This window comes from Sphingomonas gellani (genome assembly GCF_900110035.1).
GTDB classification, from domain to species: domain Bacteria; phylum Pseudomonadota; class Alphaproteobacteria; order Sphingomonadales; family Sphingomonadaceae; genus Sphingomonas; species Sphingomonas gellani.
In genome coordinates, this window is sequence record NZ_FOCF01000001.1 from 391928 (window position 1) to 417829 (window position 25902).

A 25902-nucleotide genomic window follows, 5' to 3' on the forward strand; every position below is an offset into this window, starting at 1 on the left:
ATGGCCCGTTATTTCACCCAGGACCATGAATGGATCGACGTCGACGGAGAGATCGGCACCGTCGGCATTTCCGAATTCGCGCAGAGCCAGCTTGGCGACATCGTGTTCGTCGACGTGCCCGCCGACGGCCGGCAGCTGGCCAAGGGTGACGAGGCCGCCGTGGTCGAAAGCGTGAAGGCCGCGTCTGATGTCTATTCACCCGTGTCCGGCACCGTGCTGGAGGGGAACCCTGCACTGGCGGATCAGCCCGACCTGGTGAACAGCGATGCGGAGGCGGAGGGCTGGTTCTTCCGCCTGACGCTGGCCGATTCGTCCGAGCTCGACGAGCTGTTGGACGAGGCGGCTTACGAGGCGTTCGTCGCCAAGCTGTGAGCGTCAACGCCGCCTCGCGTTGGGACCCGGCCGCCTATTCCGCGAACGCCGCGTTCGTGCCTGCGCTGGGCGCGCCGGTACTGGCGCTGCTCGATCCCAAGGCGGGTGAACGGATCCTGGACCTCGGCTGTGGCGACGGTGTGCTGACGGAGCGCATCGTTGCCTCAGGTGCGGAAGTCTTAGGCGTCGATGCGTCGGCGGAGATGATCGAGGCGGCGCGTGGTCGCGGCATCGACGCGCATGTCGCGGATGGGCAGGCGCTCGGCTTCGACGCGGCGTTCGACGCCGTGTTCAGCAATGCCGCGCTGCACTGGATGCTGGACCCGCAGGCCGTGGCGGAGGGCGTGTTCCGCGCGCTCAGGCCCGGCGGGCGCTTCGTCGGAGAGATGGGCGGCGCGGGCAACGTCCGCACCCTGCGTCATGCGCTGCGCGACACCGTTGTCGCCATGGGCCATGTGCCGCCTGCCGACCACCCGCAATGGTACCCCAGCGTCGAGGAGTTCCGCCGGGTCTATGCGGCCGCCGGCTTCGAAGACATCGACGCCGAACTGATCGACCGGCCGACGCCGCTCGCTTCCGGTGCCGCCGCCTGGTTCCGCACGTTCCGCGTCGGCTTCCTCGACGCATCCGGCGTTCCCGAGGAACAGCGCGAGACGCTGGCGGAGCAGGCGGCGGCGATCGCCGAACCCGGTCTGCGCGCCGCCGACGGCACCATCCTGGCCGATTACGTTCGGCTTCGTTTCACCATGAGAAAGCCCTGATGCGCTATCTTCCTCTGACACCATCGGACCGGCAGGGCATGTTGTCCGAGATCGGTGCCGCTTCGATCGACGATCTGTTCGTGGACGTGCCGGAGGCGGCGCGCCTGTCCGGTCCGATCGCGGACCTGCCCAACCATGCGTCCGAGTTGGCGGTGGAGCGGCACATGACCGCACTCGCCCGCAAGAACACCGTGGCGGGAGAGGTGCCCTTCTTCCTCGGTTGCGGCGCGTACCGTCACCATGTGCCCGCCAGCGTCGATCACCTGATCCAGCGCGGCGAGTATCTGACCGCCTACACGCCTTATCAGCCGGAAATCGCGCAGGGCACGTTGCAGATGCTGTTCGAGTTCCAGACCCAGGTTGCGCGCCTGCTGGGAACGGACGTCGCGAACGCATCGATGTACGACGGCTCGACCGCGTGCTGGGAAGCGATCGGCATGGCCCGGCGCATCACGCGGCGGGGCAAGGCGATCCTGTCCGGCGGGCTGCACCCGCATTACGTCTCGGTCGCGAAGACCATGGCCAAGTATACGGGCGACGTGCTCGACACCTCGGCCCCGACGCTGGGCGCGGATACCGACATCGACACGCTGATCGGGCGGATCGACGCGGACACCAGCTGCGTCGTGGTGCAATATCCCGACATCCTCGGCCGTATCGCTGACCTGACCCCGCTCGCCCAGGCATGCCATGCGGCCAAGGCGCTGTTGATCGCGGTGGTGACGGAGCCGGTGGCGCTGGGTGCGATCCGCTCGCCGGGAGAGATGGACGCCGACATCGTCGTCGGCGAGGGCCAGTCGCTGGGCGTCGGGCTGCAGTTCGGCGGACCCTATGTCGGCCTGTTCGGTTGCAAGGACAAATATGTCCGCCAGATGCCGGGTCGTCTGTGCGGCGAGACGGTGGACGCGGACGGTCGCCGCGGTTTCGTGCTGACGCTGTCGACGCGGGAGCAGCATATCCGTCGCGAAAAGGCGACATCGAACATCTGCACCAATTCCGGGCTGTGCGCGCTCGCCTTCTCCATCCACATGACATTGCTGGGCGAGGCGGGCTTGCGGCGGCTGGCGGGCCTGAACCATGCGGGCGCGTGCCGGGCGGCCGATCGCCTGTCGCAGGCGCCGGGCGTGACGCTGGTCAACGACAGCTTCTTCAACGAGTTCACGCTGGACCTGGGTCGCGAGGCGCGCCCGATCGTTCGCCAACTGGCGGAGCGCGGCATCCTGGCCGGCGTCTCGCTCGGCCGGCTGTATCCGGGTGAGGACGATCTTGCCAACGGCCTGGTCGTGGCCGTCACCGAAACCACCACGCCGGAGGATGTCGAAGCCTTGGCGACCGCGCTTGAGGAGGCGCTGGCATGACCATCAACCAGAGCGGCTGGCGTCCGGAAATGGGCGGTAACAAGGACGGCGGCACTGTGTCGACCTTCACCGGCAACCGCGCGCTGATGCTGGAAGAGCCGCTGATCTTCGAGATCGGCTCGACGGAGACGACGGGCGTCGATTTCGCGGACGGCGACGTCGCCGGGTCGCGGTTGGGCGACCTGTCGCGCAAGGCGCCGATCGGGCTGCCCGGCCTGTCGGAGCCGGAGGCGGTGCGCCACTACACCCGCCTCAGCCGGCAGAACTACGCCATCGATCTCGGCCTGTTCCCGCTCGGCTCGTGCACCATGAAGCACAATCCGCGCCTGAACGAGCGCATGGCGCGGCTGCCCGGCTTTGCCGACGTGCATCCGCTTCAGCCGGTCGACACGGTGCAGGGTGCGCTGGGGGTGGTCGAGGAGCTGGCCCGCTGGCTGATCACGCTGACCGGCATGGCCGCCGTCGCGATGAGCCCGAAGGCCGGCGCGCATGGCGAGCTGTGCGGAATCCTGTGCATCAAGGCTGCTCTGGAAAAGCGTGGCGAGGGGCATCGCAAGGTCATTCTGGTGCCCGAGTCGGCGCACGGCACCAACCCGGCCACCGCCGCCTTTGCGGGCTTTTCGGTTGAGAACATCCCGGCGACGGATGAGGGCCGCGTCGACACCGCTGCGCTGGAGGCTCGGCTGGGTCCGGACGTCGCAGGGGTCATGATCACCAACCCCAACACGTGCGGCCTGTTCGAGCGCGACCTGAAGCGCATCTCCGACGCGGTGCATGCGGTCGGCGGCTATGTCTATTGCGACGGCGCCAACTTCAACGCCATCGTCGGCCGGGTTCGTCCCGGCGACCTGGGCGTCGATGCGATGCACATCAACCTGCACAAGACCTTCTCCACCCCGCATGGCGGCGGCGGCCCCGGTTCCGGCCCGACCGTGCTGTCGGAGGCGCTGGCGCCATTCGCACCGCTGCCCTTCACGCAGGTCGATGCGGACGGGCACGTCCGGCTGATTGAGGAGGAAACCGCCGGTGAGGATCATCCCGACAGCTTCGGCCGCATGGTCGCGTTCCATGGCCAGATGGGCATGTTCACCCGCGCGCTCACCTACATTCTGAGCCACGGCGCGGACGGGCTGAAGCAGGTGGCCGAGGACGCGGTGCTGAACGCGAACTATGTCCTGCGCAGCCTGGAGGACACGCTCGATGCGCCGTTCGCCGGCTCCGGCCCTTGCATGCACGAGGCGCTGTTCTCCGACGAAGGTTTCCCGGCCGGCTTCTCCACGCTGGATGTCGCGAAGGGGCTGATCGACGAGGGGTTCCACCCGATGACCGTGTACTTCCCGCTGGTCGTACACGGCGCCATGCTGGTGGAGCCGACGGAGACCGAATCGAAGGGGGCGCTGGACCAGTTCATCGGCGCGCTGCGATCGGTGGCGGAACGGGCAAAGGCCGGCGACGCGTCCCTGAAAAGCGCGCCGCACTTCGCGCCCCGCGCCCGGCTGGACGAGACGCAGGCCGCGCGCAAGCCGGTGCTGGTGTGGAAGGACGCGGCCCCGACCGCCGAGGCGGCCGAGTAAGCCTTAGCGGAACGGTGTCAGGGGCGGCTGGTCGAACGCCACCGCCCCACCCACCGGGCCGCACAGATGCGCGCTGGCGGGCGCGAAGAGTGTCCGGTCGGCGATCGTGACGCCGACTCGGGTTGCGTCCCAGCATCGGCTGCGGTCGTAGACGGGGCCGGATACCCAGCGCAGACCCGTCGCGACCTGTCCACCCGGTGCGAGTCGGACCGGTACGATCACAGGCCCCGGATGCATGCCGACCGGCGGCCGGCGCTTCGCGGGCAACGCCTTGGCGCCACGGCGAAACGTCACGACAGGCAGCCCCGGCACGCTGCACGTGCGCCGTCCAATGTTGCGGATCACCAGATAGGTGCCGGAATGCGACATGCCGTTGAAGTCGCCATCGCGCGCGTCGGTGGCCACTGTCAGCGCACGGGCAGGACAGGTCGGAACGGCGGCGGACGCGGCGGCGGCAAGCAACAGCAGCATGATGATCTCCTTCGCCCCGCCCATGGGTGCATGGCCGTGAACCGCCGATGAGCGACGCCGCTTTCGGCGTGTGACCTGTGCTGCTAAGACACTCACCTGGGGAACCAGGGGGTGGCGCATGCACGTTCAGACGGTTCAACCTGGTGGATGGGTGCAATATGCCATCACTGCGGCGGTCATCGCGGTCGTGCTGGCGCTCCGCTGGCGCAGGCTCAGCCGGGTCACGCCGCTGCGCCTCGAGCGGCTCTGGGTCTTGCCGGCCGTATATGGCGCGGTCGCGATCGCGCTGTTCGCGACGCATCCGCCGGTTGGGCTCGCCTGGCTGTTCTGTGCCATCGCTGCGGCGCTGGGCGCTGCGCTCGGCTGGCAACGGGGCAAGACGATGCGGATCACGGTGGACCCTGAAACCCATGCGCTGAACCAGTCGGGGTCGCCTGCCGCGATCCTGTTCATTGTCCTGCTGATCGTGGTGCGCATGGGCGCCCGCGCGATGATGACGACCAGCAACGGCCTGCATCTCGACGCGCTGGCGGTGACGGACATGCTGGTGGCGCTGGCGGTTGGCCTGTTCGCGGCACAGCGCATCGAGATGTACCTGCGCGCCACCCGCCTGCTGGAGGTAGCTCGGACCGCGCGGGCGTGATCGCTTCTTGCGAACAGGCGAGCGATCCAAAGCACGCGTATCTGGCCGCCGCGATACTGTACGGGTGACGCAAGCGGATCGAGCCGCTATCGCGCGCGCATGATCAAACATGCGCTGCCCGTCACCCGAGAGGCCGATTTCGCCGCCTGGTACCAGTCCGTCATCACCGAGGCCGATCTGGCCGAGGAATCCGGCGTGCGCGGCTGCATGGTGATCCGGCCATGGGGCTATGGCATCTGGGAGCGGATCCAGCGTCTGCTCGACGACCGGATCAAGGCGACGGGTCATGAGAACTGCTATTTCCCCCTGTTCATCCCGCTGTCCTATTTTGAAAAGGAAGCGGAGCATGTCGAAGGGTTCGCCAAGGAAATGGCGGTGGTCACGCATCACCGTCTGGTGTCGGACGGCAAGGGTGGCCTGACCCCCGATCCCGAGGCGAAGCTGGAGGAGCCGCTGGTCGTGCGGCCGACGTCCGAAACGGTGATCGGCGCCGCCTTTGCGCGTTGGGTCCAGTCGTGGCGGGACCTGCCCGTGCTCATCAACCAATGGGCCAACGTCGTGCGGTGGGAGATGCGCACGCGCATGTTCCTGCGGACCAGTGAGTTCCTGTGGCAGGAGGGGCATACCGCCCACGCATCCGCGGACGAGGCGCGCGAAGAGACGCTCAAGATGCTGGCCGTGTATCGCGACTTCTCGGAGGATTGCCTGGGCGTTCACGTCATCCCTGGCGAGAAGCCGGAGAACGAGCGCTTTCCCGGCGCGGTCGAGACCTGGTCGATCGAGGCGATGATGCAGGACGGCAAGGCGCTGCAGGCGGGCACCAGCCATTTCCTCGGCACGAACTTCGCATCGGCTCAGAACATCCGGTTCCAGAATGCCGAGGGGCAACTGGAACTGGCGAACACGACCAGTTGGGGCGTGTCGACGCGGATGATCGGGGGGGTCATCATGGTGCACGGCGACGACGACGGTCTGCGTTGCCCGCCGAAGATCGCGCCGTGGCAGATCGTCATCGTGCCGATGCTGCGCGACAAGCCCGAGGATGAGGCGATCGTCAGCTATTGCAAGGCGTTGCAGGCAAAGCTTGCGACCGGGTCTGCGCTGGGTGAACCGATCCGCGCGCTGCTCGACCTGAAGCCGGTCAAGTCGACCAACAAGCGTTGGGGCTGGGTCAAGAAGGGCGCGCCGGTCGTCGTCGAGGTTGGCGGCCGCGATGTGGAGGGCGGTAACGTGTCCGTCATCCGCCGCGACGATCTGTACCGCGAGGATGGCAAGCTCAACAGCGCGGTCATGCCTCGGGATGCCTTTTTGGAGGAGGCAGGTGGGCTGCTCGAAGCCATTCAGGAAGCGCTGCACCAGCAGTCCATCGATCGGCTGAAGGCGCAGATCGAACCCGTCAACGACTGGTCGGCGATCGAGACTAAGTTCGCAGATGGTGTGAAGAACCCCGGCTGGGCCGATGTCGCCTGGTCGAAGCCGAGCGGCGCCGCGCTAAACGGCGTGGTCGAGCGGCTGAAGGCGCTGAAGCTCACGATCCGCAATGCGCCGCAGGGCCAGAGCGGGCATCCGGGTGCGCCGTGCATTTTCACCGGCGCGCCGGCGGTGGAGCGGGTGCTGATCGGGCGATCCTATTGAGCGACAACGCGCGCGACACGTTCGACGCCATCATCCTCGGCGCGGGCGCGGCGGGCATGATGGCGGCAGGCGTTGCCGGGCAGCGGGGCCGGCGGGTTCTGCTGGTCGATCACAATCGCACACCCGGTGCGAAGATCGTGATCTCCGGCGGCGGTCGCTGCAACTTCACCAATATCGGCACGGCGCCCGACCGCTTCCTGTCCGCCAACCCGCACTTCGTTCGCTCCGCACTGGGGCGCTACACGCCGGCGGATTTCATCGGCTTGGTCGAGGCGCATGGCATCGCGTGGCATGAGAAGACGCTGGGCCAGCTGTTCTGCGACGGATCGGCCAGGCAGATCGTGGCGATGCTGGGCGTCGAATGCGAGAAGGCGTCGGCACAGGGTGGCGCGGTCGAATTCGCGTTGGGACAGCCGATCACCGATGTGGATCACGCCGACGGTCTGTTTCGGGTCGCGCTGGGCGCTCGCAGCGTCATCGCAGCCCATCTGGTGGTCGCGACCGGTGGTCCCTCCATCCCCAAGATGGGTGCGACCGGCTTCGCGTATGAAGTGGCGAGGCGCTTCGGGTTGAAGGTGGTGGAGCCACGCCCGGCGCTGGTCCCGCTGACGCTGGGCCAGGACGAGACGCTGTTCCGAACGCTGTCGGGCGTAGCAACGGAGGTGGTGGCGCGCGCTGGAGCGACCGGGTTCCGTGAGGCCGCGTTGTTCACGCATCGCGGCCTGTCAGGTCCCGCGATCCTTCAGGTTTCCAGCTATTGGCGTCATGGCGACGCGATCGCGCTGGACCTGCTGCCGACGCTGTCGCCGGGCTGGCTCCGGTCGGCGAAGCGCGATCATCCCCGCACCACGTTGCGCCGCGCGCTCGCGGCACACCTGCCCGACCGGCTGGCGGAGGCGCTGGCGGATCGGCTGGCGCTGTCGACCGAACTCGCCAACACGCCCGACCGGGCGCTCGATGCGGCGGAGGCGCAACTGGCCGCCTGGTCGTTCCGCCCGAACGGCACCGAAGGCTTCGCCAAGGCGGAGGTGACGGTGGGCGGCGTCAGCACGGCCGACCTGAACCAGCGCGACATGCAGGCGCGGCGCGTGCCCGGTCTCCACTTCATCGGGGAGGCGGTGGACCTCACCGGCTGGCTGGGCGGATACAACTTTCAATGGGCCTGGGCGAGCGGCTGGGCGGCGGGTCAGGCGTTGTGAAGCCGCTGTCCTACTCCTGGGCGCGGTGGCATGACGGCGGCATGGCCATCCGCTTGCCCTTCAGGACCCACATCGCCACCTCTGCGGGCGAACGATGTGGAGACTGCGTTTCAGCTCTCCACTTTCTCCACTTCACCTCTTCGGCGGCAGAGTCCTGATGGCCAAGCGCACCCCCGGTCTGCCGACGCGGCAGCAAATCCTCGACTTCATCGCCAACGCGGACCAACCTGCCGGCAAGCGGGAGATCGCGCGCGCGTTCGGCCTGTCGGCACAGGACAAGATCCTGTTGAAGGCGCTGCTGAAGGACATGGCCGATGAGGGGCTGATCGACTCCGCGCCGGGCCGCGCCTTTCACCGCATGGGCGGGCTCCCCAAGGTGACGGTGCTGCGCGTCGCGGACGTGGACGATGGCGGCAATGTCTGGGCGGTGCCCGATCGGTGGGAGGCTGACACACCGCCGCCGCGCCTTCGCGTGCGCGAGCGCAAGCGAGGACAGTTGGGCGTCGGCGAGCGCGTGCTCGCCCGCACGGAGGAGGCCGGGCAGGGCTGGATCGCGCACCCGATGAAGACGCTGGGCCGCGCGTCGGAACAGGTGCTGGGCGTGCTGCGCGGCGAGGGCGACCGGCTGTGGCTGACCGGTGTGGAAAAAAAGGAACGTCGCGAGTATCCGGTGTCCGATGCCGGCGGTGCGGAGGCCGGCGACCTGGTGCTGGCCGAAAAGGCAGGACGCCCCCCCCGGATCACCACGCGTGTGGTCGAGCGACTGGGCGACCCGTTCCAGCCACGCAGCTTTTCCCTGATCGCGATTCACAAGCACGAGATACCCGACAGCTTCACCGACGAGACGCTGGCCGAGGCGGAGCGGGTCGCCGGTCAGCCGCTGGGTGATGGACGCGAGGACCTGTCGCACCTGCCTATTGTCGCCATCGACCCGGCGGACGCGCGCGACCATGACGACGCCGTCTGGGCCGCACCCGACGACGATCCGACGAATGTGGGCGGGTGGAAGGCGATCATCGCCATCGCCGACGTGTCGTTCTATGTCCGGCCCGGCTCCGCTCTCGACCGCGACGCGCGACGGCGCGGCAACAGCGTGTATTTCCCCGACCGCGTCGTGCCGATGCTGCCCGAGGTCCTGTCGGCGGACGTGTGCTCCCTGAAGGAAGGGGAGCCGCGTGCCGCGCTCGCCTGCCACATCCAGGTTACACCGTCGGGAACGCTGAAGTCGTGGCGCTTCACGCGCGCCGTGGTGCGGATCGCGGCGAATATCGCCTATGAGGATGCGCAGGCGGCGATCGACGGGACGCTGGACCATCCGCTGACCGACACGGCGCTGCGTCCGCTATGGGAGTGCTGGCGCGCGCTGTCGAAGGCGCGCGACGCACGCGAGCCGCTCGACCTAGACCTGCCGGAACGGCGCGTGGTGCTGGACGAGAAGGGGCGCATCCTGTCGGTCGCCCCGCGCGAGCGGCTCGACGCACATCGGCTGATCGAGGATTACATGATCGCGGCCAACGTCGCGGCGGCAAAGGCGCTGGAGGGCAAGAAGGCCCCGGTCATGTACCGCGTTCACGAACCGCCCGCGCGCGAGAAGCTGGTCGCGTTGAAGGACTATCTCGAAACCTATGGTGTCGCCTTCACCCTGGGGCAAGTGATCCGGCCCGCGACCTTCAACCGCATCCTGGAGCGGGTGGGAGAGGCGGATTTCCGGCCGCAGGTGATGGAGCAGGTGCTGCGGACGCAGACCCAGGCGTATTATGCGCCGGCCAATCACGGCCATTTCGGGCTCGCGCTCGGCTCGTACGCCCATTTCACGTCGCCTATCCGCCGCTATGCAGACCTGCTGGTGCACCGCTCGCTGGTGCAGAGCTATGCGCTGGGGCCGGGCGGCCTGACGCAGGATGAGGCGGCGCGGATGGAGGCGATCGGGGAGAGCATCTCCTCGCTGGAGCGCCGGGCGATGGAGGCGGAGCGCGACACGATCGACCGCTATGTCGCGGCGTTCCTGTCCGAACGGGTCGGCGAGACGGTGGATGCGCGGATCACCGGCGTGGCCAATTTCGGCTTCTTCGCGACGGTGGAGGGGATCGGCGGCGACGGCCTGGTCGGCATCCGCGATCTCGGCGGCGAATATTTCCGCTTCGACGAGGCCGCCCGGCAGCTGGTGGGAGAGCATTCCGGCGACACTTATGCGATCGGCCAGAGGCTGCGGCTGCGGCTGGCGGAGGCGAACCCCGTCTCGGGCGCGCTACGCTTCGAGTTGCCGCAGCAGGCGGCGAGCGCGCCGCCGGTCGCGGGACGGCCGCGCGTGCTGAAGCGGCGCGGGCGCCCGGCCAACATCAGGCACCAGGGACGGAAGCGCTAGCTGGCGTCGTTGAACTGGAGGCTGGCCAGCCGCGCATACAGGCCCTGTTGGCTCATCAGGCTGGCGTGGTTACCCTCCTCGACGATGCGCCCTTCGTCCATCACGACGATGCGGCCCGCGGCGCGGACGGTCGCCAGACGGTGGGCGATCACCAGCGTGGTGCGGTTTGCCATCAGACGCTCCAGCGCCTGTTGCACCAGCCGCTCGCTTTCCGCGTCGAGCGCGCTGGTCGCCTCATCCAGCAGCAAAAGGGGCGCATCGCGGAGCAGAGCGCGCGCGATCGTCAACCGCTGGCGCTGGCCGCCGGAGAGACGCGCGCCGCCTTCGCCCAGAAACGTGTCGAGACCCTCCGGCAGGCGGCGCAGGAAATCGGCCGCGTTCGCCGCCTCCGTCGCTGCCCAGATGCGGGCGTCGTCCGCATCCCACACGCCGTAGCGCAGATTGTCGCGCGCGGAGGCGCCGAAGATCACCGTCTCCTGCGGTACCAGCGCGATACGCTCCCGCACCTCCGCCGGATCGGCGTCGCGCAGGTCGACGCCGTCCAGCGTCAGGCGACCGCCATCCGGGTCGTAGAAGCGCTCGGCAAGCTGGAACAGGGTCGACTTTCCCGCGCCGGACGGGCCGACGACCGCCACCGTCTCTCCCGCCGCGATCGACAGGTTCAACCCGTCCAGGGCGCTGACATCCTGGCGCGTGGGATAGCGGAAGGTGACGTTCTCGAACGCAAGGGCGCCGCGCGCGGGCCGGGGCAGCGTCGTCGGGCGCGCGGGCGGGGCGATGCCCGGCCGTTCGGCCAGCAGGGTCGACAGCCGATCCGCGGCGCCCGCCGCGCGCAGCACGTCGCCCCACACCTCCGTCAGGGCGCCGAACGCGCCCGTGACGATCCCCGCCGTCAGGACGAACGCGGTCAGTGCGCCGCCGGACAGCTGGCCCGACGCCACGTCCTGCACCGCCTCCCACAGGATCAGCGTCACGCCCCCGAACAACAGGCCGATCACGACGGACGTCATGATCGCGCGCAAACCGAAACGGCGACGCGCGCTGGCGAAGCTGTCCTCGACCGCGTGTTCGAAGCGGTCGCCTTCGCGTCCCTGCTGCCCGAACGCCTGCACGACCTTCATCGCGCCCAGCGTCTCCACCGCCCTGGCCCCGACCTCCGCCAGCCGATCCTGGGTGGTCTTGGAATAATTGCGAACACGACGGCCGAGAAGGGCGATGGGCAGGACCAGCAGCGGAATGCCGACCACCAGCGCGCCGGCAAGTTTCGGCGCCAGAGTGAACAGGTAGACCAGACCGCCGAGGCCGACGACCGCGTTGCGCAGCGCAATCGACACGGTCGAGCCGACCACCTGTTCGATGATGCTGGTGTCGGCGGTCAGTCGCGACGCGATCTCAGACGGGCGGTTTTCCTCGAAATAGCTTGGCGCCAGACGCAACAGGTTGCGGTGAACGGCGGTGCGGATGTCCGCCACGGTGCGCTCGCCCAGCCACGACACCATGTAGAAGCGGACCGCGGTGGCGAGCGCCAGCACAATGACGACCGCGAACAGGCCCTGGAAATAGGGCGCGATATCACCCGGGTTTCCGCCACGCGCGAAGCCGTGATCGACCACGCGCTGAAAGGTGCGCGGGATGAACAGCGTGGCCCCGGCGGAGGTGATCAGCGCCAGCAGCGCGATCACGATCTGCGCGGGATAGCGTGACGTCACCTGCCACACCATGCGGAGACTGCCGACACCCTTGCGGGCTTCGGGCGGAGATGCGGACGCCGCGGATGTTGCCATGCCGCCTCGCCTAGCAGCGCAAACAGGTCGGCTCAACGGCGGGCAAGGTCGCGTGATCTGTGTTCGCGACATGGCAACGCATTCGCGCTATTGCGGCGGGAATGTTGTACGACGCCTATGAAATGCAGCGCCGCTGGCTCGCCGGTGCCAGCGCCATCGCCAATCTGAGCGCGGACTGGTTGCAGAACCCGGCCAATCCATTGGGTTACCTGGGCGGCGGCGGCATCATGGCTTCCGCGTTGCAGGTGTTCGCCCACGCATCGGCGACGCGGGGCAAGCCCGCGTTCGGTCTGAAACGGACGGTCGTTAACGGCCGCGAAGTGACCGTGCGTGAAGAGATCATGGCGCGCCGCCCGTTCGGGCAGTTGAAGCATTTCGTGCGCGAGGGCGTCGAGGGCGGTCCGAAGCTGTTGATCGTGGCGCCGATGTCGGGCCACTATGCGACGCTGCTGCGCGGGACCGTGGAGCGGATGCTGCCCAGCGCCGACGTGTATATCACCGACTGGCGCGACGCGCGGATGGTGCCATTGTCGGAGGGGCGCTTCGACCTGGACGATTATATCGATTATCTGGTCGCGTTTCTCGAGGCGATGGGGCCGAACGAAGGGCAGGGCGGGACTCACATGCTGGCGGTGTGTCAGCCGTCCGTGCCCTGTTATGCCGCGGCCGCGTTGATGAGTGCGGATCGGCATCCCTGCCGGCCCAAGACGCTGACGATGATGGGCGGTCCGATCGACACGCGGGAGGCACCGACAGCGGTGAACACGCTGGCAACCGAGCGCCCGCATGCCTGGTTCGAACAGAATGTCATCGCGGTCGTACCGGCCGCGTATCCGGGTGCGGGGCGCCGGGTCTATCCGGGGTTCCTGCAGCTTGCCGGATTCATGTCGATGAACCTGGGCAACCACATGGTTTCGCACTGGGAGATGTTCAAACATCTGGTGCGCGGCGATGGGGAAAGCGCGGCTGCGACCCAGTCCTTCTACGACGAATATCGTGCCGTGTGCGACATGACGGCCGAATTCTATCTGCAGACAGTCAATCTGGTGTTCCAGACGCACGCCCTGCCGAGTGGCGAGATGATGCATCGCGGCCGTAGGGTCGATCCGGCCGCCATCACCGACGTGGCGTTGCTGGCGATCGAGGGGGAGCGCGACGACATTTCCGGGCTGGGCCAGACGAAGGCAGCCCTGACGCTGGCGACGGCCCTGCCGGAAGAGCAGAAGCGGTATTTCATGGCGGATGGTGCCGGGCATTACGGCATCTTCAACGGGTCGCGTTGGCGCAACAGCGTCGCGCCCGTGGTCGAGGAGTGGATCGCGGCGCACGCCTGAGCGCGCGCCGCGTATCCGATTACGCCACCGAACCGACGACGGCGTGGCTGGACGATTCGTCGCCCTTGATCGTGCCGCCGAACAGCATCTTCAGTCGGCCCGAAACGGAAACGTCGGTCTCCCACAGTTCCGCCGACTCGATGTCGAAGCGGTTCAGGCGGGCGTCCTGCTTGCCGTTCGGGAACCACGCCTCGACCTTGTTGTCCCAGAGGCGGTCGAACAGGACCTGATCGGTTTCCTGCGACACCGCACCCATCAGACATGCGAAGAAGTCGTGCCCCTTGCCGACGAACTGCGCCATCGCCTGTCCACCGGGGGCGATCCGGTTGTCATGGCCAGAGAAGATGAACAGCGTGTTGGGCTGTTGCTCGTCGGTCTTCACGGCCATCGGTTCGGAATGGTTGCCGTCCATCAGGCCGATCATGATGAACGGGCTCGCCTCCAGCTTGGCGAGGAACTTGTCGGCGACTTCCTGAGGGCTGTCCTGGTCGGCCATGTCATTCTCCATGAATTGGGGATGGCCGGAAAACGAGCGCGGCGGTGGACCGTTCCGCATCGCGTCGAACGCGTACGCTGACCCGCCTCGGACAAGTCGGATCGGGACCGCGCAAACGCAATCGATCCGCAACAGCGACAATGCTGGTCATCCCGGTTCGGCGCGGTTAAGGCGTCGCCTGTCTCGTGGTGGGAGAAGTCGCTGCGGCTTCGACCGCGATCGCTTGCGCTCGCAATCCGAACCCGCCACGGCGCGCCGCAAGGCGTGGAGCGTATCCGAGGGTGGAGATCGATGAGCGAGTTGACGCTGGAGCAGGTGGCTGAGGCACGGGGCCTGTACGCCCCGCGCGTGACCTGGGTGCATCATTGGACGCCCGATCTCTTCAGCTTCCGCGTCGAACGTCCGCAAAGCTTTCGCTTCGTGTCGGGCGAGTTCGTGATGATCGGGCTGGCGCAGCCGGACGGAAAGCCGCTGCTGCGCGCCTATTCGATCGCGTCGCCAAGCTGGGAGGAGCATCTCGAATTCTTCTCGGTCAAGGTGCAGGAGGGGGCGCTGACCTCCCGCCTTCAGCACCTTGAGGTCGGGGACCGCATCCTGCTCGGCCGCAAGCCGACCGGCACGCTGGTGCTTGACGCGCTGGAGCCGGGCGAGCGGCTCATCATGGTGGGGACCGGTACCGGCCTCGCCCCATTCCTGTCCGTGCTGCGCGATCCGGAAACGCATGAGCGGTTCGGCCACATCGTGGTGAGCCACACCGTGCGGCAGGCGGAGGAACTGGCGTATCGCACGTTCCTGGAAGAAGAGATCCGCAGCGACGAGATCTTCGGCGAACTGCTCAAGGACCGCTTCACCTATTACCCCTCCGTCACGCGGGGCGAGTTCCATCGCAAGGGCCGCATCACCGACCGCATCCGCGAAGGGCTGTTCCGCCAGGACCTGGGTCTGGGGATCGAGGCGCGCCAGACGTCGCGCTTCATGATCTGCGGCTCCATCGCCTTCAACAAGGAGATGGTGGAGATCCTGACCGGCTGGGGTTTGACTGAAGGCACGCAGTCGAACCCGGGGCAGTTCGTGGTCGAACGCGCCTTCGTCGGCTGAGCGGATGCAGGCCCGTTCGCGCCGGGACGTCGGGTGAGGATCGCCACCTACAACGTCAACGGCGTCAACGGGCGCCTGCCGGTCCTGCTACGCTGGTTGGAAGAGGCGCGGCCGGAGATCGTCTGCCTGCAGGAGCTGAAGGCGCCTGACGAGAAGTTTCCGGCCGCCGCGCTGGAGGCGCTGGATTATCAGGCGAGCTGGCACGGGCAGAAAAGCTGGAACGGCGTCGCAATCCTCAGTCGGGTCGGGTCGATCCACGTCACCCGGCGCGGTCTGCCCGATGATCCCGACCCGTCGCAGAGCCGCTATCTGGAGGCGGCGGTCAACGGTTTGTTGATCGGGGCGCTGTACCTGCCCAACGGCAACCCGCGGCCGGGACCGAAGTTCGCGTACAAGCTTGCTTGGTTCGAACGGCTTGCGGCACACGCCGCGGACCTCCTGGCGACCGGCCTGCCCATCGTGCTGGCGGGAGACTTCAACGTCATGCCGACCGACCGCGACGTCTACCGGCCGGAGCGGTGGCAGGAGGACGCGTTGTTCGCGCCGGAGGTCCGCGCCGCCTTTGCCGCGCTGACGGCGCAGGGATGGACGGACGCAGTGCGGCACTGCCATCCCGATGCGACGATCTACACCTTTTGGGACTACCTGCGGAACGCGTTCGGGCGGGATGCTGGGCTGAGGATCGATCATCTGCTGCTCAGTCGCGATCTCGCGGGAAAGCTGATCGGTGCAGGCGTCGACCGGCACGTGCGGGGTTGGGAAAAAACCAGCGACCATGCGCCGGTCTGGATCGACCTGGCGGAATGATCGCGCCGGTCAGCGTGTGTCGAGCACGCGCAGCCGCGTGCCGGTGCCGCTGCTCGCCAGCGTGTCGCGCGTGACGAGCATGGTCGCACCGGGCCGCAGCACCTGTTCCAGCGCCAGGCGGAATCCATCGGGTATGTGACCGCTCGCCCGTTCCGCGGGCGTGAGTTCGGCGAGGGTGCCTTGGGCCGTCTTGGCCGCCCCATCAGGCAGCGGCAGGCGCATCCAATGCGGGCCGGCGGCGTCGATACGAGCCAGGGTGAAGGCGGCGGTTGCCGTCACCGGCGCGTCGAGCACGATCGGGGCCGATCCGATTTCCACGCCGTTGCGCAGCACCAGCATACGCCGGTCGCGGCCACTCACCACGATCGACACCGGGCCGGTCGGCGCGCGGTCGGGGTGCCAGCGGTAGGCGGCCTCGGTGACATGACCGTCGTCGTTGCTGGCCAGAGGGGAGGGGGACGGTGCCACCTCGGGCGCGGTCGCCTGATCGGTGATGACCACGGTCACGCCCATGCGGGTGATCGCGAAAAGGTTCTTCGCGAATGCAAGGGGCAGCCGGACGCAGCCATGGCTGGCAGGGTAACCGGGCAGCTTTCCGCCATGCAGCGCCACGCCGTCCCAGGTCAGCCGCTGCATGAACGGCATGGGTGCATTGTCGTAGGTGTTGGAGTGGTGATCGACATCCTTTTGCAGGATGGTGAACACGCCCGTCGGCGTCTCATGCCCCTTCTTGCCGGTCGAGACCGTGGACACCCCGATCGGCACCCCGTTGCGATAGGCGTAGGCGCGCTGTGCGGCCAGGCTGACGATGATGGTGACCGGCCCGTCCGGAGCGATGTCAGGCGCCCACAGAAACTCACCGGGCTTCAGATGCTCGATCGGTCCAGCAACGCTGGAAGCCGGGACGGCCGGAACAGGCTGGCCCTGCGGCGGCGGCGGCGTTGTCGCAGGCGACGGCAGCGCCTGATGCGCGGTGGCAGGCGTTGCGATCGCGGCGGACAGCAGAAGGGCGAGACGGAAGATCATGACCTCCGCCTCGCCCCTATCAGGCCTGCCATCGATCCGTAAAGCTACGGACCTTCAGCCCCCCTTACAGCCTGAAGCCGATGCCGGCGCCGAACACCAGCGGATCGAGGTTGACCTTCACCCGCTGCGTACCGATCGCGGTGGTACGCAGGCGCGCGGTGGTGTCGATGTCGATATACTTGACGTCCAGGTTGACGAACACGCGTGGCGAGACGTCCACGTCGATGCCGGCTTGGGCGGCCCAGCCGAAGCTGTCCTTCATGCGCACGTGGGTCTGTCCGACGGCGGCCTCCAGGCCCTTCGACGCCTTCTCGTTCCAGAAGATCGTGTAGTTGATGCCTGCGCCGACATAGGGCCTGACCGTGCCGGTCGGGTTGAAGTGGTACTGGGCCGTCAGCGTCGGCGGCAGCACCCAAGTGGACGCCAGCTTGCCGATCGAACCGGTCGTGCCGGTACGGCCGGACGCCTTGTGCTTCGTGGTGGAGGCGATCAGCTCGAACCCGATATTGTCCGTCGCCATGTAGGTCACGTCGACCTCGGGCATGAAGGAGTTGTTGACGCGGACCCGTTCGCCGGGGAACGTCGGCTGGATGCTGCCCGACCGCTCGTTGGGCGCAACCATGATACCGCGGACACGCAACAGGACGTCGCCGGCCGCGATGCCGGTGCTTGCCGTCGGTGCGGTCGTGGTGTCGATCTGGGCCGCCGCCGGTGCCGCGACCAGGATCGCTGCTGCCGAGCAGAAGAGCGTCAGGGTTTTCATCGTTTAACCTCCGTGATGATGGGAGGGCTGCTAGACTCGGACGGCCGCCGCCTCCTTGACCGTCGGCAAGCGGGGGTTTGACCGCGATCAAGGTTGTGGTCGCGATGGGCGGCGATGGTCCCGCGCATGTGGACCTATCATCCCGACCTGCTCGCCCGGCCCGTGCCGCGCTACACCAGCTATCCCACGGCGGCGGAATTCGGCGACTCCGTGGGGCCGGCCGATCTGGAGGCGCAGCTGGCGGCGATCCCGGTAAAGCAGGCCGTTTCGCTGTACCTGCACGTGCCCTATTGCCATGAAATCTGCTGGTATTGCGGCTGCAACACCGGCGCGGCGAACCGGCGCGGGCGGCTGGCCGCCTATGTGCAGCGGCTGAGCGGCGAGATCGACCTGTTGTCGCGTCGCCTGGGGCGGCGGGTGCCGATCTCGCGCATCGCGTGGGGCGGGGGCAGCCCGAACGCGCTCGATCCCGACGACTTCCTGGCGCTCAGCGCGCAATTGCACGAGGCGTTCGACACGCGAACGTCGGTGACGTCGGTGGAGGTCGACCCGCGCGCCTTTACGGCGGAATGGGCGGACGCCATGCGTCAGGCGGGCGTGTCCCGCGCCAGCCTGGGCGTGCAGAGCTTCTCCCCCGACTTGCAGGCGCGCATCGGGCGCGTGCAGCCAGAGGAGATGATCGCGCGCACGGTGGAGCGCCTGCGCGCAGCCGGCACCCGGTCGATCAACTTCGACCTGATGTACGGATTGCCCGGACAGGTCGATGCCGACCTGATCGATTCGATCGAGCGGACACTGGCCCTCGCGCCGGAGCGGGTGGCCGTGTTCGGCTACGCGCATGTGCCCAATCTGATCGCGCGGCAGCGGCGGATCGACGCGACGGCTCTGCCGGATGCGGCGACGCGCTTCCGCCATGCGGAACTGGCCCATCGCCTGTTCGGATCGGCAGGGTATCAGCCCGTCGGCTTCGATCATTTCGCAGTGTCGGACGACGATCTGGCCATTGCGGCGAAAGCCGGCACGCTGCGCCGCAATTTCCAGGGGTTCACCGAGGATCAGGCGGACGTGCTGATCGGGCTGGGCGCCTCGTCGATCAGCTCATTTCCCGGCGCGCTGCTCCAGAACGAGAAGAATGCCGGCCGGTACCAGATGCGGATCGGGGCGGGGGCGTTCGCGACGGCACGCGGCCTGATGCGCTCGCCGGTAGATCGTCTGCGCGGGCTGGCCATCGAGCGCCTGCTGTGTAGCGGTCAGGCCGATCTGGCCGGCATACCCGATCTGGCCGGGGTGCGGGACCAGATGCTCCGCTTCGAGGAGCGGGGCCTGTTGCGCTGGGATGGCGACCGGGTCGTGCTGGACGCAGCGGCGCTGCCCTATGCCCGGACGATCGCGGCGGTGTTGGACCCGCATCGCGCGCAGCCGGCCAAGACCTTCAGCAGTGCGGTCTAAGCCGCTTCCCGGTGCGCTGGCGATGGCCGCGGCGGGGGCGCTCGCGGCGACCTCGCCGCTGTCCGCCGCTGCGCAGCCCCGTTTGCTGGTAGGCCTGTGCGGCGCCCATGGCGGCACCGTGGAAATCCCGATGCGTCACAAGGGCAACGACGGCCGCGACTGTTCGGGCGGGTGCCATGCCGTGTGCGGACGCAAGGACAAGCAGCGGCACGGGCGATCAGTACCGGACTGAGGCTCGTCCAAACGTCCTTTCCGCGATCAAAGGATCGCCTCGACCATCCACCCGACCTCGCCTTGCCACCGCAGCTCGCCCGACCAATCGCGGGTTCCTCCGGGCATTTGCGTATGTCTCGGCTGCCCTGCGCGGGGCACCTGCGGACCGGGGAGCGCACACGCGCTTACGGGGGAGCGAGGTTTCGATGTCCGTTCAATCGCTGTCGATCATCCAGGGGGGTGCTGGCAACGTCGTCGATCGCTGCGGCCTGTGTGAGGGGCGCAGGGACGGGGTGTGCAGCGCCCTGACGGCGGAAGCGGGTGCGCGACTGGCCGGCATCGGTCGGACACGGCGGCTGAAGCGTGGCGACACGTTGATCTGGGACGGGGAAGACGCCGATCTGGTCGCGAACGTCCGGTCAGGCATGATGCAACTGACCATGGGCGATGCCGAAGGGCAGGAGCAGATCGTCGGGCTGGCCTTCGCCGGCGATTTTGTCGGAACGCCCTTCGGCGCGCGGCATGAGCAGCGCGTGGTGGCGTTGACGGAGACCAGCGTCTGCGTGATCCGCCGATCCGATTTCCTGGCGATGCTGAGCGATGAGCCGGGGCTGAGCCAGGCGCTGCTGATGAAGACCTTTGCGGAACTGAACCGCGCGCGGGAATGGATGCGCCTGTTGGGTCGCAAATCGGCCGAGGAGCGGGTCGCCAGCCTGTTGCTGGAGATCGCCGGCCGCTCCGGCGATGCGGATGGGGAGGCGGTCCCCTTGCCCTTGTCGCGTCAGCAGATCGCGGACGTGCTGGGCCTGACCATCGAGACGGTCAGCCGCAAGATGCGCGCGTTCAGCCGGGAAGGGGTGATCGGTCTGCCCGACCTACGCAGTTTCGTCGTGCACCGCCCCGTCGACCTGGAGCGGCTGGCGGCCTGACCCTGGCGTCGGTCAGCGCAGGTCGAGTTCCAGCGATCCAGGCTTTCGCGCGGGGCGTACAGGGGCGCGGCTCGGCTTGGTCTGGGTTGACGAGGACTGGTTAGGCGAGGGCTAAGTCGATTTGGCCGGGCTGGTGGTTTGGACAACGGGTGAACCGGTGACCGGATCGACGGCAGCGCTGCTCGCCGCCACCTCCAACCGCAAGACCCGCTGCGTCAGCAGATCGAGGTCCAGCCGCTCGGGTGTGTTCTTCAGCACCGCGACCTCCGCCTCCAGTTCATCCACCCGCTTCTGCGAGGCCTGGATCCGCACGCCGGCCTCCATGCCGACGACCCACTTCTACTCTTGGCCCCCGCCTTGTTCCGATCGGCGCGCCGTTCGGCCGCCACGCGCTGTTCCGCGCGCGGGTCCGCCTCAGGGCCTTCGCATCCCGCCAACATCAGGGACGCGGCGGCGGCGATAAACGGACCGGGAAGCGGAAAGGGCAACCGCATGGCCGATTTCAGCTGCGATAGTCGGCGTTGATGGAGATGTAGCCATGCGTCAGATCGCACGTCCACACCGTCGCGCGTCCTTCGCCCATTCCCAGGTCGACGCCGATCTCGACATCCTGACCCTTCAGGTGAGCGGCGACCGGCGCCTCGTCATAGCCGCTGACCGCCAGACCGCCCTCCGCCACCTGCGTGTTGCCGAAGCGGATGGCGAGCCGGTCGCGCTCCGCCGCCTCGCCGGCCTTGCCGACCGCCATGACGACGCGGCCCCAGTTCGCGTCTTCCCCCGCGATTGCGGTCTTCACCAGGGGCGAGTTGGCGACGCTCATCGCGACGCGGTGGGCGGATCGGTCACTCTCTGCGCCCGTCACGTCGATGCGGATGAACTTCGACGCGCCCTCACCGTCGCGCACGACCAGATGCGCGAGTTGCAGGCACAAATCGGCTAGTGCCGCGCGGAAGGCGTCGGCGCCGTCGCTGTCGTCGGCCGCCAGCGGCGCGTTGCCCGCGGTGCCGGTCGCGAAGGCCAGCACCGTGTCGCTGGTCGACGTGTCGCTGTCGACGGTGATGCACGAAAAGCTCGCCGCATTGGCCGCGGACAGGGCGCGTTGCAGGAAGGGCGCCTCCACCGCCGCGTCCGTGAAGATGAAGCCCAGCATGGTCGCCATGTCGGGTGCGATCATGCCCGACCCCTTGATGATCCCGACCAGCGTCACGGTGCGGCCGTCGACCACCGCGCGTGTCACCGCCGCCTTGGCGAAGGTGTCGGTCGTGCCGATCGTCTCCGTCGCTGCACGCCAGTCGCATGGCTCGGCGACGAAGGCAGCGTCCAGGCCGGCCTCTGCCCGGTCGATCGGCAGCGGCACGCCGATGACGCCGGTCGAGGCGACGAACACGTCGGACGGCATGCAGCCCAGATGGCCGGCGGTGCGCGCCGCGATCGCCTCCACCGCCGCGCGTCCGCGATCGCCGGTGAACGCGTTGGAATTGCCGGCGTTCACCACCAGCGCCCGCGCGTTGCCTAACACCAGCGCGCGGCGGCACCATTCCACCTCCGGCGATGGGCAGCGGCTCTGGGTGGTGACGCCGGCCACCGCGGTACCGGGCGCGAGTTCCGCGTAGGTCAGGTCGCACCTGTCCCACGTCTTGTAGCGGGCACGGGCGACCCGCAGCGTCACGCCGCCGATCGCGGGCAGTTCGGGGAAGGGCAGGGCAAGCGGGGAAACGGCGGATGACACGCGCGCGATCCTTGATGGAGGCTGATGGCGACGTGGGGGATAGCGGCATGAACGGGGCTGGCAAGGTGGTGATCGTGGCAGCGATGCCGTTCCTCGCTGGCGCTGGGCGGGCGCAGACGCCGCCAGTGCCTGTCAGCGGTGTGGCCGAATGATTCGACGCGTCCGACTATCCCATCGCCGCTGTGCGCACGAAGAAGGAGGGCCGGGTCGTGGTGATGCTGTCCGTCGACGCATCAGGCAAGCCGGCCGCCTGCCACGTCCGTGAATCGAGCGGCTCGTCCGTACTGGACGACGGAACTTGCGCCATCGCCATGGCGCGTGCCTTCTTCACGCCCGCCCACGACAAGGTCGGTCGAGCCGTGGGTGGCGAGTATCTGATGCCGGTGCGCTGGACGCTGCCTACCGACCAGCAGATGCCCACGATCGATGTCGATCGCACCAGGGGCGGTCCCTTTACCGTAGAAACCCGCATCACGGTTTCTCCGGCAGGGCAGATCACGGCGTGTCAGGTATCGCCCGCGGAGGTCGACACGCCTGAACAAGGGCCCTGCGCCGCCTACCCGGTGGGTAAGAAGATCATGCCCGCCATGACCCGCGGCAAACGTCCGGTCGGCGCGCAAGTGTTTCTGCGGATGCAGTCGGAGACGATCTACGACGACTGGCTCCGCGCGATGTGGCTTTTTGCGGCGAGCGCCCTTATGTCGCGGTGAACCGTTGAGGCTTTGCGCTTGGATCTGCTGCTTCTCCTGTCCGCTTTCCTGACCGCGCTGACCGGCGCGATCACGGGCGCGCGACCGGTTCAGGGCGCGGCGGTCGGTCAGCAGATCGAGCAGGTTGCCCATGCGGCCCGCCTGACCACCGCGAAGCGGGCCGTGGCCGATGCCCGACCGGTACAGGGGTGGGTGGACGCGGTGGCGATCGCCGTGGCGGCAGTGCCGCTCATCCTGCGCCCTGCCGCACCGCTCTATGCGCAGCGCCGTCGCGAATAGGCGACGCGGCCGACCCCCCTCTCCGCGCGATTTGTATCGCGCTCCACATATTTCCGGCGGGCAGCGATGCCTGCCCCTGCCATATAGGAACACGCCCATGTTCGGCGGCCTCGCCAAGTCCATTTTCGGTTCGTCCAACGACCGGTACGTCAAGTCGCTCAATCCGCTGCTCGCCAAGATCGTCGCGTTCGAGCCCACGCTGGAGGCGATGGATGACGCCACCCTGTCGGCGCAGACGACGCGGTTCCGCGAGCGGCTGACCGCGGGCGAGAAGATCGACGCCCTGCTTCCGGAGGCGTTCGCCACGGTGCGCGAGGCGGCGCGGCGCGTGCTTGGCATGCGCCACTTCGACGTGCAGATGATCGGCGGCATCGTCCTGCATCGCGGCGAGATCGCAGAGATGCGGACGGGTGAGGGCAAGACGCTGGTCGCCACGCTCGCCACCTATCTCAACGCGCTGCCCGGCGACGGCGTCCACGTCATCACCGTCAACGACTATCTCGCCAGCCGCGACGCGGAATGGATGGGCCAGGTCTACCGCTTCCTCGGCCTTAGCGTCGGCGTCATCGTCCCGAACCTGTCCGACGAGCAGCGTCGCGCGGCGTACAACAGCGACATCACCTACGGCACGAACAACGAGTTCGGCTTCGACTATCTGCGCGACAACATGAAGTATGAGCGCGCATCGATGGTGCAGCGTCCGTTCGCCATGGCGATCGTCGACGAGGTCGATTCGGTCCTGATCGACGAGGCGCGCACGCCGTTGATCATTTCCGGCCCGACGGACGACAAGTCCGACCTGTACATGAGCGTCGATGCGATCGTGAAGCAGCTCGAGCCGCAGGATTACGAGAAGGACGAGAAGCAGCGCTCCATCATCCTGACCGAAGAGGGCACGGAGCGGGCGGAGCGGCTCCTGGAGACGGCGGGGCTGCTCCAGGGCGCGAATCTGTACGACTTCGAGAACACGCAGGTCGTGCACCACCTGAACCAGGCGCTGCGCGCGAACCAGATGTTCAAGCGCGACACCGACTATATCGTGAAGGACGGCAAGGTCGTCATCATCGACGAATTCACCGGCCGCATGATGGACGGACGTCGCTGGTCCGAAGGTCTGCACCAGGCGGTCGAGGCCAAGGAGGGCGTCACGATCGAGCCCGAGAACCAGACCATGGCCTCGATCACCTTCCAGAACTATTTCCGCATGTACCCTAAGCTCAGCGGCATGACGGGAACGGCCGCGACGGAAGCGGCAGAGTTCTACGACATCTACAAGATGAACGTCGTCACCATCCCGACCAACCGGACGATCAACCGGGTCGATGAAGAGGACGAGTTCTACAAGAACACGCAGGACAAGTTCCGCGCCATTGCCAAGAAGATCCGCGAACATGCCATGAAGGGCCAGCCCGTGCTGGTCGGCACCGTTTCGATCGAGAAGTCGGAGCTGTTGTCGGAGTTCCTCAACCAGGAGGGCGTCGATCACAAGGTGCTGAACGCGCGCTATCACGAGATGGAGGCGCACATCGTCGCGCAGGCCGGACGGCTGGGCGCGGTGACGATCGCGACCAACATGGCCGGGCGCGGCACGGACATTCAGCTGGGCGGCAACATGGAATTCCGCATGCTGGACGAGCATCCGGAACTGGCCCCCGGCACGCCCGAGTACGACACGCAAGCGGAGGCGATCCGTGGGGAGATCGCGGCGGAGAAGGGCGCCGTGCTGGCGGCCGGCGGCCTATTCGTGCTCGGCACCGAGCGGCATGAGAGCCGGCGCATCGACAACCAGCTTCGCGGACGCTCGGGCCGCCAGGGCGATCCGGGCCTGTCCCGCTTCTACCTGTCGCTGGACGACGACCTGCTGCGCATCTTTGGCCCGGACACGCTGTTCGCGCGCATGATGCGGTCCAATATCGAGGACGGGGAGGCGATCGGGTCCAAGTGGCTGACCAAGGCGATCGAGACCGCGCAGAAGAAGGTCGAGGCGCGCAACTACGACATCCGCAAACAGGTCGTCGAATACGATGACGTGATGAACGACCAGCGCAAGGTCATCTACGAACAGCGCGCGGACATCATGGACTCCGACACGGTCGGCGAGATGGTCGAGGACATGCGTCGCGAGACGGCGAACGAGATCGTCGGCGCGGCCTGCCCCCCCGGATCCTATCCGGAACAGTGGAACGTGGAGGAAATGCGGACCCAGTTGCAGGAGCAGCTGGGCCTCGACCTGCCCGTCGATGCATGGCGTGACGAGGAGGCGATCGATCCAGAACTGGTCGAGGAGCGCGTCCAGCAGGCGGCCGACGCCCTGGTCGCGGAGAAGGCGGCCGAGCTGGAGTCGGATACCTGGACCTCCGTCGAGAAGTCGATCCTGCTCCAGAATCTGGATCATCACTGGAAGGAGCATCTGGCGACCCTCGACGCGCTGCGTCAGGTCGTCCACCTGCGCGCCTATGCGCAAAAGACGCCGATCAACGAGTATAAGCAGGAGGCGTTCAGCCTGTTCCAGCGGATGCTCGACGCGATTCGGCTGGATGTGACCCGCACCATCGCCCACGCACAGTTCCAGTTGCAGCCGCCGCCCGAATTGCCGGAACTGCCCGACTTCATCACCAGCCATTTCGACCCGTTTACGGGCGAAGACGACACGCGCGACATCGATGCGGGCACCTTGGGGCTGGTGCAGACCCAGATGCCGCCGTTGCAGATGGCGCGCCCGGATATGCCCGAGGGCGAGGACCCGGCTGCGTGGGAAGGACAGGTGAACCGCAACTCGCCATGCCCGTGCGGGTCGGGACGCAAGTTCAAGCATTGCCACGGCGCGGTCGCCTGATCGCGATATAGCGCTGCCACAAAAAAAGGGCCGGGCTCCCGATCGGGAACCCGGCCCTTTTTCATTTACGC

25 protein-coding genes are annotated in these 25902 nt (G+C 67.6%); 18 read left to right on the forward strand and 7 right to left on the reverse strand.

What is annotated here, in order from left to right; all coding sequences use genetic code 11:
- Genes gcvH through gcvPB form a run of 4 tightly spaced genes read left to right on the forward strand, consistent with a single transcriptional unit; the run spans nt 1 to nt 4065 of the window.
- Nucleotides 1-372 (forward strand): glycine cleavage system protein GcvH, encoded by a 372-nt coding sequence (gene gcvH, locus BMX37_RS02050; RefSeq protein ID WP_093663794.1) that lies wholly within the window; start codon nt 1-3, stop codon nt 370-372.
- Nucleotides 369-1133: a class I SAM-dependent methyltransferase gene (locus BMX37_RS02055; protein WP_093663795.1), complete on the forward strand. Its 765-nt coding sequence runs from the start codon at nt 369-371 to the stop codon at nt 1131-1133. The genes gcvH and BMX37_RS02055 overlap by 4 nt, the downstream gene beginning before the upstream one ends.
- Complete coding sequence (gcvPA, locus tag BMX37_RS02060; RefSeq protein ID WP_093663796.1) at nt 1133-2491, forward strand: aminomethyl-transferring glycine dehydrogenase subunit GcvPA; 1359 nt, start codon at nt 1133-1135, stop codon at nt 2489-2491. Before BMX37_RS02055 ends, gcvPA begins: the two co-directional genes overlap by 1 nt.
- Entirely contained in the window at nt 2488-4065 is a 1578-nt protein-coding gene (gene gcvPB / locus BMX37_RS02065; protein WP_093663797.1) for an aminomethyl-transferring glycine dehydrogenase subunit GcvPB, read from the forward strand. Before gcvPA ends, gcvPB begins: the two co-directional genes overlap by 4 nt.
- 3 nt (nt 4066-4068) lie before the next feature.
- On the opposite strand, the gene BMX37_RS02070 is transcribed toward gcvPB, so the two are convergent.
- Entirely contained in the window at nt 4069-4536 is a 468-nt protein-coding gene (locus BMX37_RS02070) for a DUF4232 domain-containing protein (RefSeq protein ID WP_170841794.1), read from the reverse strand.
- Between the two features lie 118 nt (nt 4537-4654).
- On the opposite strand from BMX37_RS02070, the gene BMX37_RS02075 reads away from it, so the two are divergent.
- The 4 genes from BMX37_RS02075 to BMX37_RS02090 all read left to right on the forward strand — a co-directional run bounded on the left by BMX37_RS02075 (nt 4655) and on the right by BMX37_RS02090 (nt 10378).
- Entirely contained in the window at nt 4655-5179 is a 525-nt protein-coding gene (locus BMX37_RS02075) for a CcdC protein domain-containing protein (RefSeq protein ID WP_093663799.1), read from the forward strand.
- Between the two features lie 99 nt (nt 5180-5278).
- Complete coding sequence (locus BMX37_RS18955) at nt 5279-6814, forward strand: aminoacyl--tRNA ligase-related protein (protein WP_093663800.1); 1536 nt, start codon at nt 5279-5281, stop codon at nt 6812-6814.
- Nucleotides 6811-8013: a BaiN/RdsA family NAD(P)/FAD-dependent oxidoreductase gene (locus tag BMX37_RS02085; protein ID WP_280139206.1), complete on the forward strand. Its 1203-nt coding sequence runs from the start codon at nt 6811-6813 to the stop codon at nt 8011-8013. Before BMX37_RS18955 ends, BMX37_RS02085 begins: the two co-directional genes overlap by 4 nt.
- A 157-nt stretch (nt 8014-8170) precedes the next feature.
- Nucleotides 8171-10378: a ribonuclease R family protein gene (locus tag BMX37_RS02090; RefSeq protein ID WP_093663801.1), complete on the forward strand. Its 2208-nt coding sequence runs from the start codon at nt 8171-8173 to the stop codon at nt 10376-10378.
- Here BMX37_RS02090 and BMX37_RS02095 read toward each other — a convergent pair.
- Nucleotides 10375-12162 (reverse strand): ABC transporter transmembrane domain-containing protein, encoded by a 1788-nt coding sequence (locus BMX37_RS02095; RefSeq protein WP_093663802.1) that lies wholly within the window; start codon nt 12160-12162, stop codon nt 10375-10377. The genes BMX37_RS02090 and BMX37_RS02095 overlap by 4 nt on opposite strands.
- A gap of 101 nt (nt 12163-12263) precedes the next feature.
- Here BMX37_RS02095 and BMX37_RS02100 point away from each other — a divergent pair, with 101 nt between their 5' ends.
- Nucleotides 12264-13496 carry a polyhydroxyalkanoate depolymerase gene (locus BMX37_RS02100; protein WP_093663803.1) on the forward strand — a complete coding sequence of 411 codons (1233 nt, stop codon included), beginning with the start codon at nt 12264-12266 and terminating at the stop codon, nt 13494-13496.
- A 19-nt stretch (nt 13497-13515) separates the two neighbouring features.
- Here BMX37_RS02100 and BMX37_RS02105 read toward each other — a convergent pair whose 3' ends face one another.
- On the reverse strand, nt 13516-13992 hold the full coding sequence (locus tag BMX37_RS02105) for a pyridoxamine 5'-phosphate oxidase family protein (RefSeq protein ID WP_093664237.1): 477 nt from the start codon (nt 13990-13992) through the stop codon (nt 13516-13518).
- A gap of 291 nt (nt 13993-14283) precedes the next feature.
- On the opposite strand from BMX37_RS02105, the gene BMX37_RS02110 reads away from it, so the two are divergent.
- A complete protein-coding gene (locus BMX37_RS02110) occupies nt 14284-15090 on the forward strand; it encodes a ferredoxin--NADP reductase (RefSeq protein WP_093663804.1) in 807 nt (268 codons plus the stop codon).
- A 33-nt stretch (nt 15091-15123) separates the two neighbouring features.
- The gene (gene xth, locus BMX37_RS02115) at nt 15124-15897 is read left to right on the forward strand and encodes an exodeoxyribonuclease III (protein ID WP_093663805.1); all 774 of its coding nucleotides are present in this window, start codon (nt 15124-15126) and stop codon (nt 15895-15897) included.
- A 9-nt stretch (nt 15898-15906) separates the two neighbouring features.
- Here xth and BMX37_RS02120 read toward each other — a convergent pair whose 3' ends face one another.
- Together BMX37_RS02120 and BMX37_RS02125 are read right to left on the reverse strand one after the other, a co-directional pair.
- Nucleotides 15907-16923, reverse strand: a complete 1017-nt coding sequence (locus BMX37_RS02120; RefSeq protein WP_093663806.1) for a L,D-transpeptidase — start codon at nt 16921-16923, stop codon at nt 15907-15909.
- Nucleotides 16924-16987: 64 nt separating this feature from the next.
- Nucleotides 16988-17686: an OmpW/AlkL family protein gene (locus BMX37_RS02125; protein ID WP_093663807.1), complete on the reverse strand. Its 699-nt coding sequence runs from the start codon at nt 17684-17686 to the stop codon at nt 16988-16990.
- 126 nt (nt 17687-17812) lie between these two features.
- Between BMX37_RS02125 and hemN the strand changes: the two genes are divergently transcribed.
- The 3 genes from hemN to BMX37_RS02135 all read left to right on the forward strand — a co-directional run bounded on the left by hemN (nt 17813) and on the right by BMX37_RS02135 (nt 20277).
- Nucleotides 17813-19135: an oxygen-independent coproporphyrinogen III oxidase gene (hemN, locus tag BMX37_RS02130; protein ID WP_093664238.1), complete on the forward strand. Its 1323-nt coding sequence runs from the start codon at nt 17813-17815 to the stop codon at nt 19133-19135.
- A gap of 22 nt (nt 19136-19157) precedes the next feature.
- On the forward strand, nt 19158-19367 hold the full coding sequence (locus tag BMX37_RS18620; protein WP_170841795.1) for a hypothetical protein: 210 nt from the start codon (nt 19158-19160) through the stop codon (nt 19365-19367).
- 187 nt (nt 19368-19554) lie between these two features.
- A complete protein-coding gene (locus BMX37_RS02135) occupies nt 19555-20277 on the forward strand; it encodes a Crp/Fnr family transcriptional regulator (protein ID WP_170841796.1) in 723 nt (240 codons plus the stop codon).
- Between the two features lie 111 nt (nt 20278-20388).
- On the opposite strand, the gene BMX37_RS02140 is transcribed toward BMX37_RS02135, so the two are convergent.
- Both BMX37_RS02140 and argJ read right to left on the reverse strand, forming a co-directional pair.
- Entirely contained in the window at nt 20389-20589 is a 201-nt protein-coding gene (locus tag BMX37_RS02140; RefSeq protein ID WP_139197940.1) for a hypothetical protein, read from the reverse strand.
- 190 nt (nt 20590-20779) lie between these two features.
- The gene (gene argJ / locus BMX37_RS02145; RefSeq protein WP_093663810.1) at nt 20780-22006 is read right to left on the reverse strand and encodes a bifunctional glutamate N-acetyltransferase/amino-acid acetyltransferase ArgJ; all 1227 of its coding nucleotides are present in this window, start codon (nt 22004-22006) and stop codon (nt 20780-20782) included.
- Between argJ and BMX37_RS18625 the strand changes: the two genes are divergently transcribed.
- The 4 genes from BMX37_RS18625 to secA all read left to right on the forward strand — a co-directional run bounded on the left by BMX37_RS18625 (nt 22000) and on the right by secA (nt 25831).
- The gene (locus BMX37_RS18625) at nt 22000-22158 is read left to right on the forward strand and encodes a hypothetical protein (protein ID WP_170841797.1); all 159 of its coding nucleotides are present in this window, start codon (nt 22000-22002) and stop codon (nt 22156-22158) included. The two genes, argJ and BMX37_RS18625, sit on opposite strands and share 7 nt — an antisense overlap.
- Before the next feature lie 21 nt (nt 22159-22179).
- Nucleotides 22180-22716 carry an energy transducer TonB gene (locus BMX37_RS02150; protein WP_093663811.1) on the forward strand — a complete coding sequence of 179 codons (537 nt, stop codon included), beginning with the start codon at nt 22180-22182 and terminating at the stop codon, nt 22714-22716.
- Between the two features lie 18 nt (nt 22717-22734).
- The gene (locus BMX37_RS02155; RefSeq protein WP_093663812.1) at nt 22735-22995 is read left to right on the forward strand and encodes a hypothetical protein; all 261 of its coding nucleotides are present in this window, start codon (nt 22735-22737) and stop codon (nt 22993-22995) included.
- A 97-nt stretch (nt 22996-23092) separates the two neighbouring features.
- Nucleotides 23093-25831: a preprotein translocase subunit SecA gene (gene secA / locus BMX37_RS02160; protein WP_093663813.1), complete on the forward strand. Its 2739-nt coding sequence runs from the start codon at nt 23093-23095 to the stop codon at nt 25829-25831.
- The last annotated feature ends 71 nt before the right edge of the window (nt 25832-25902 follow it).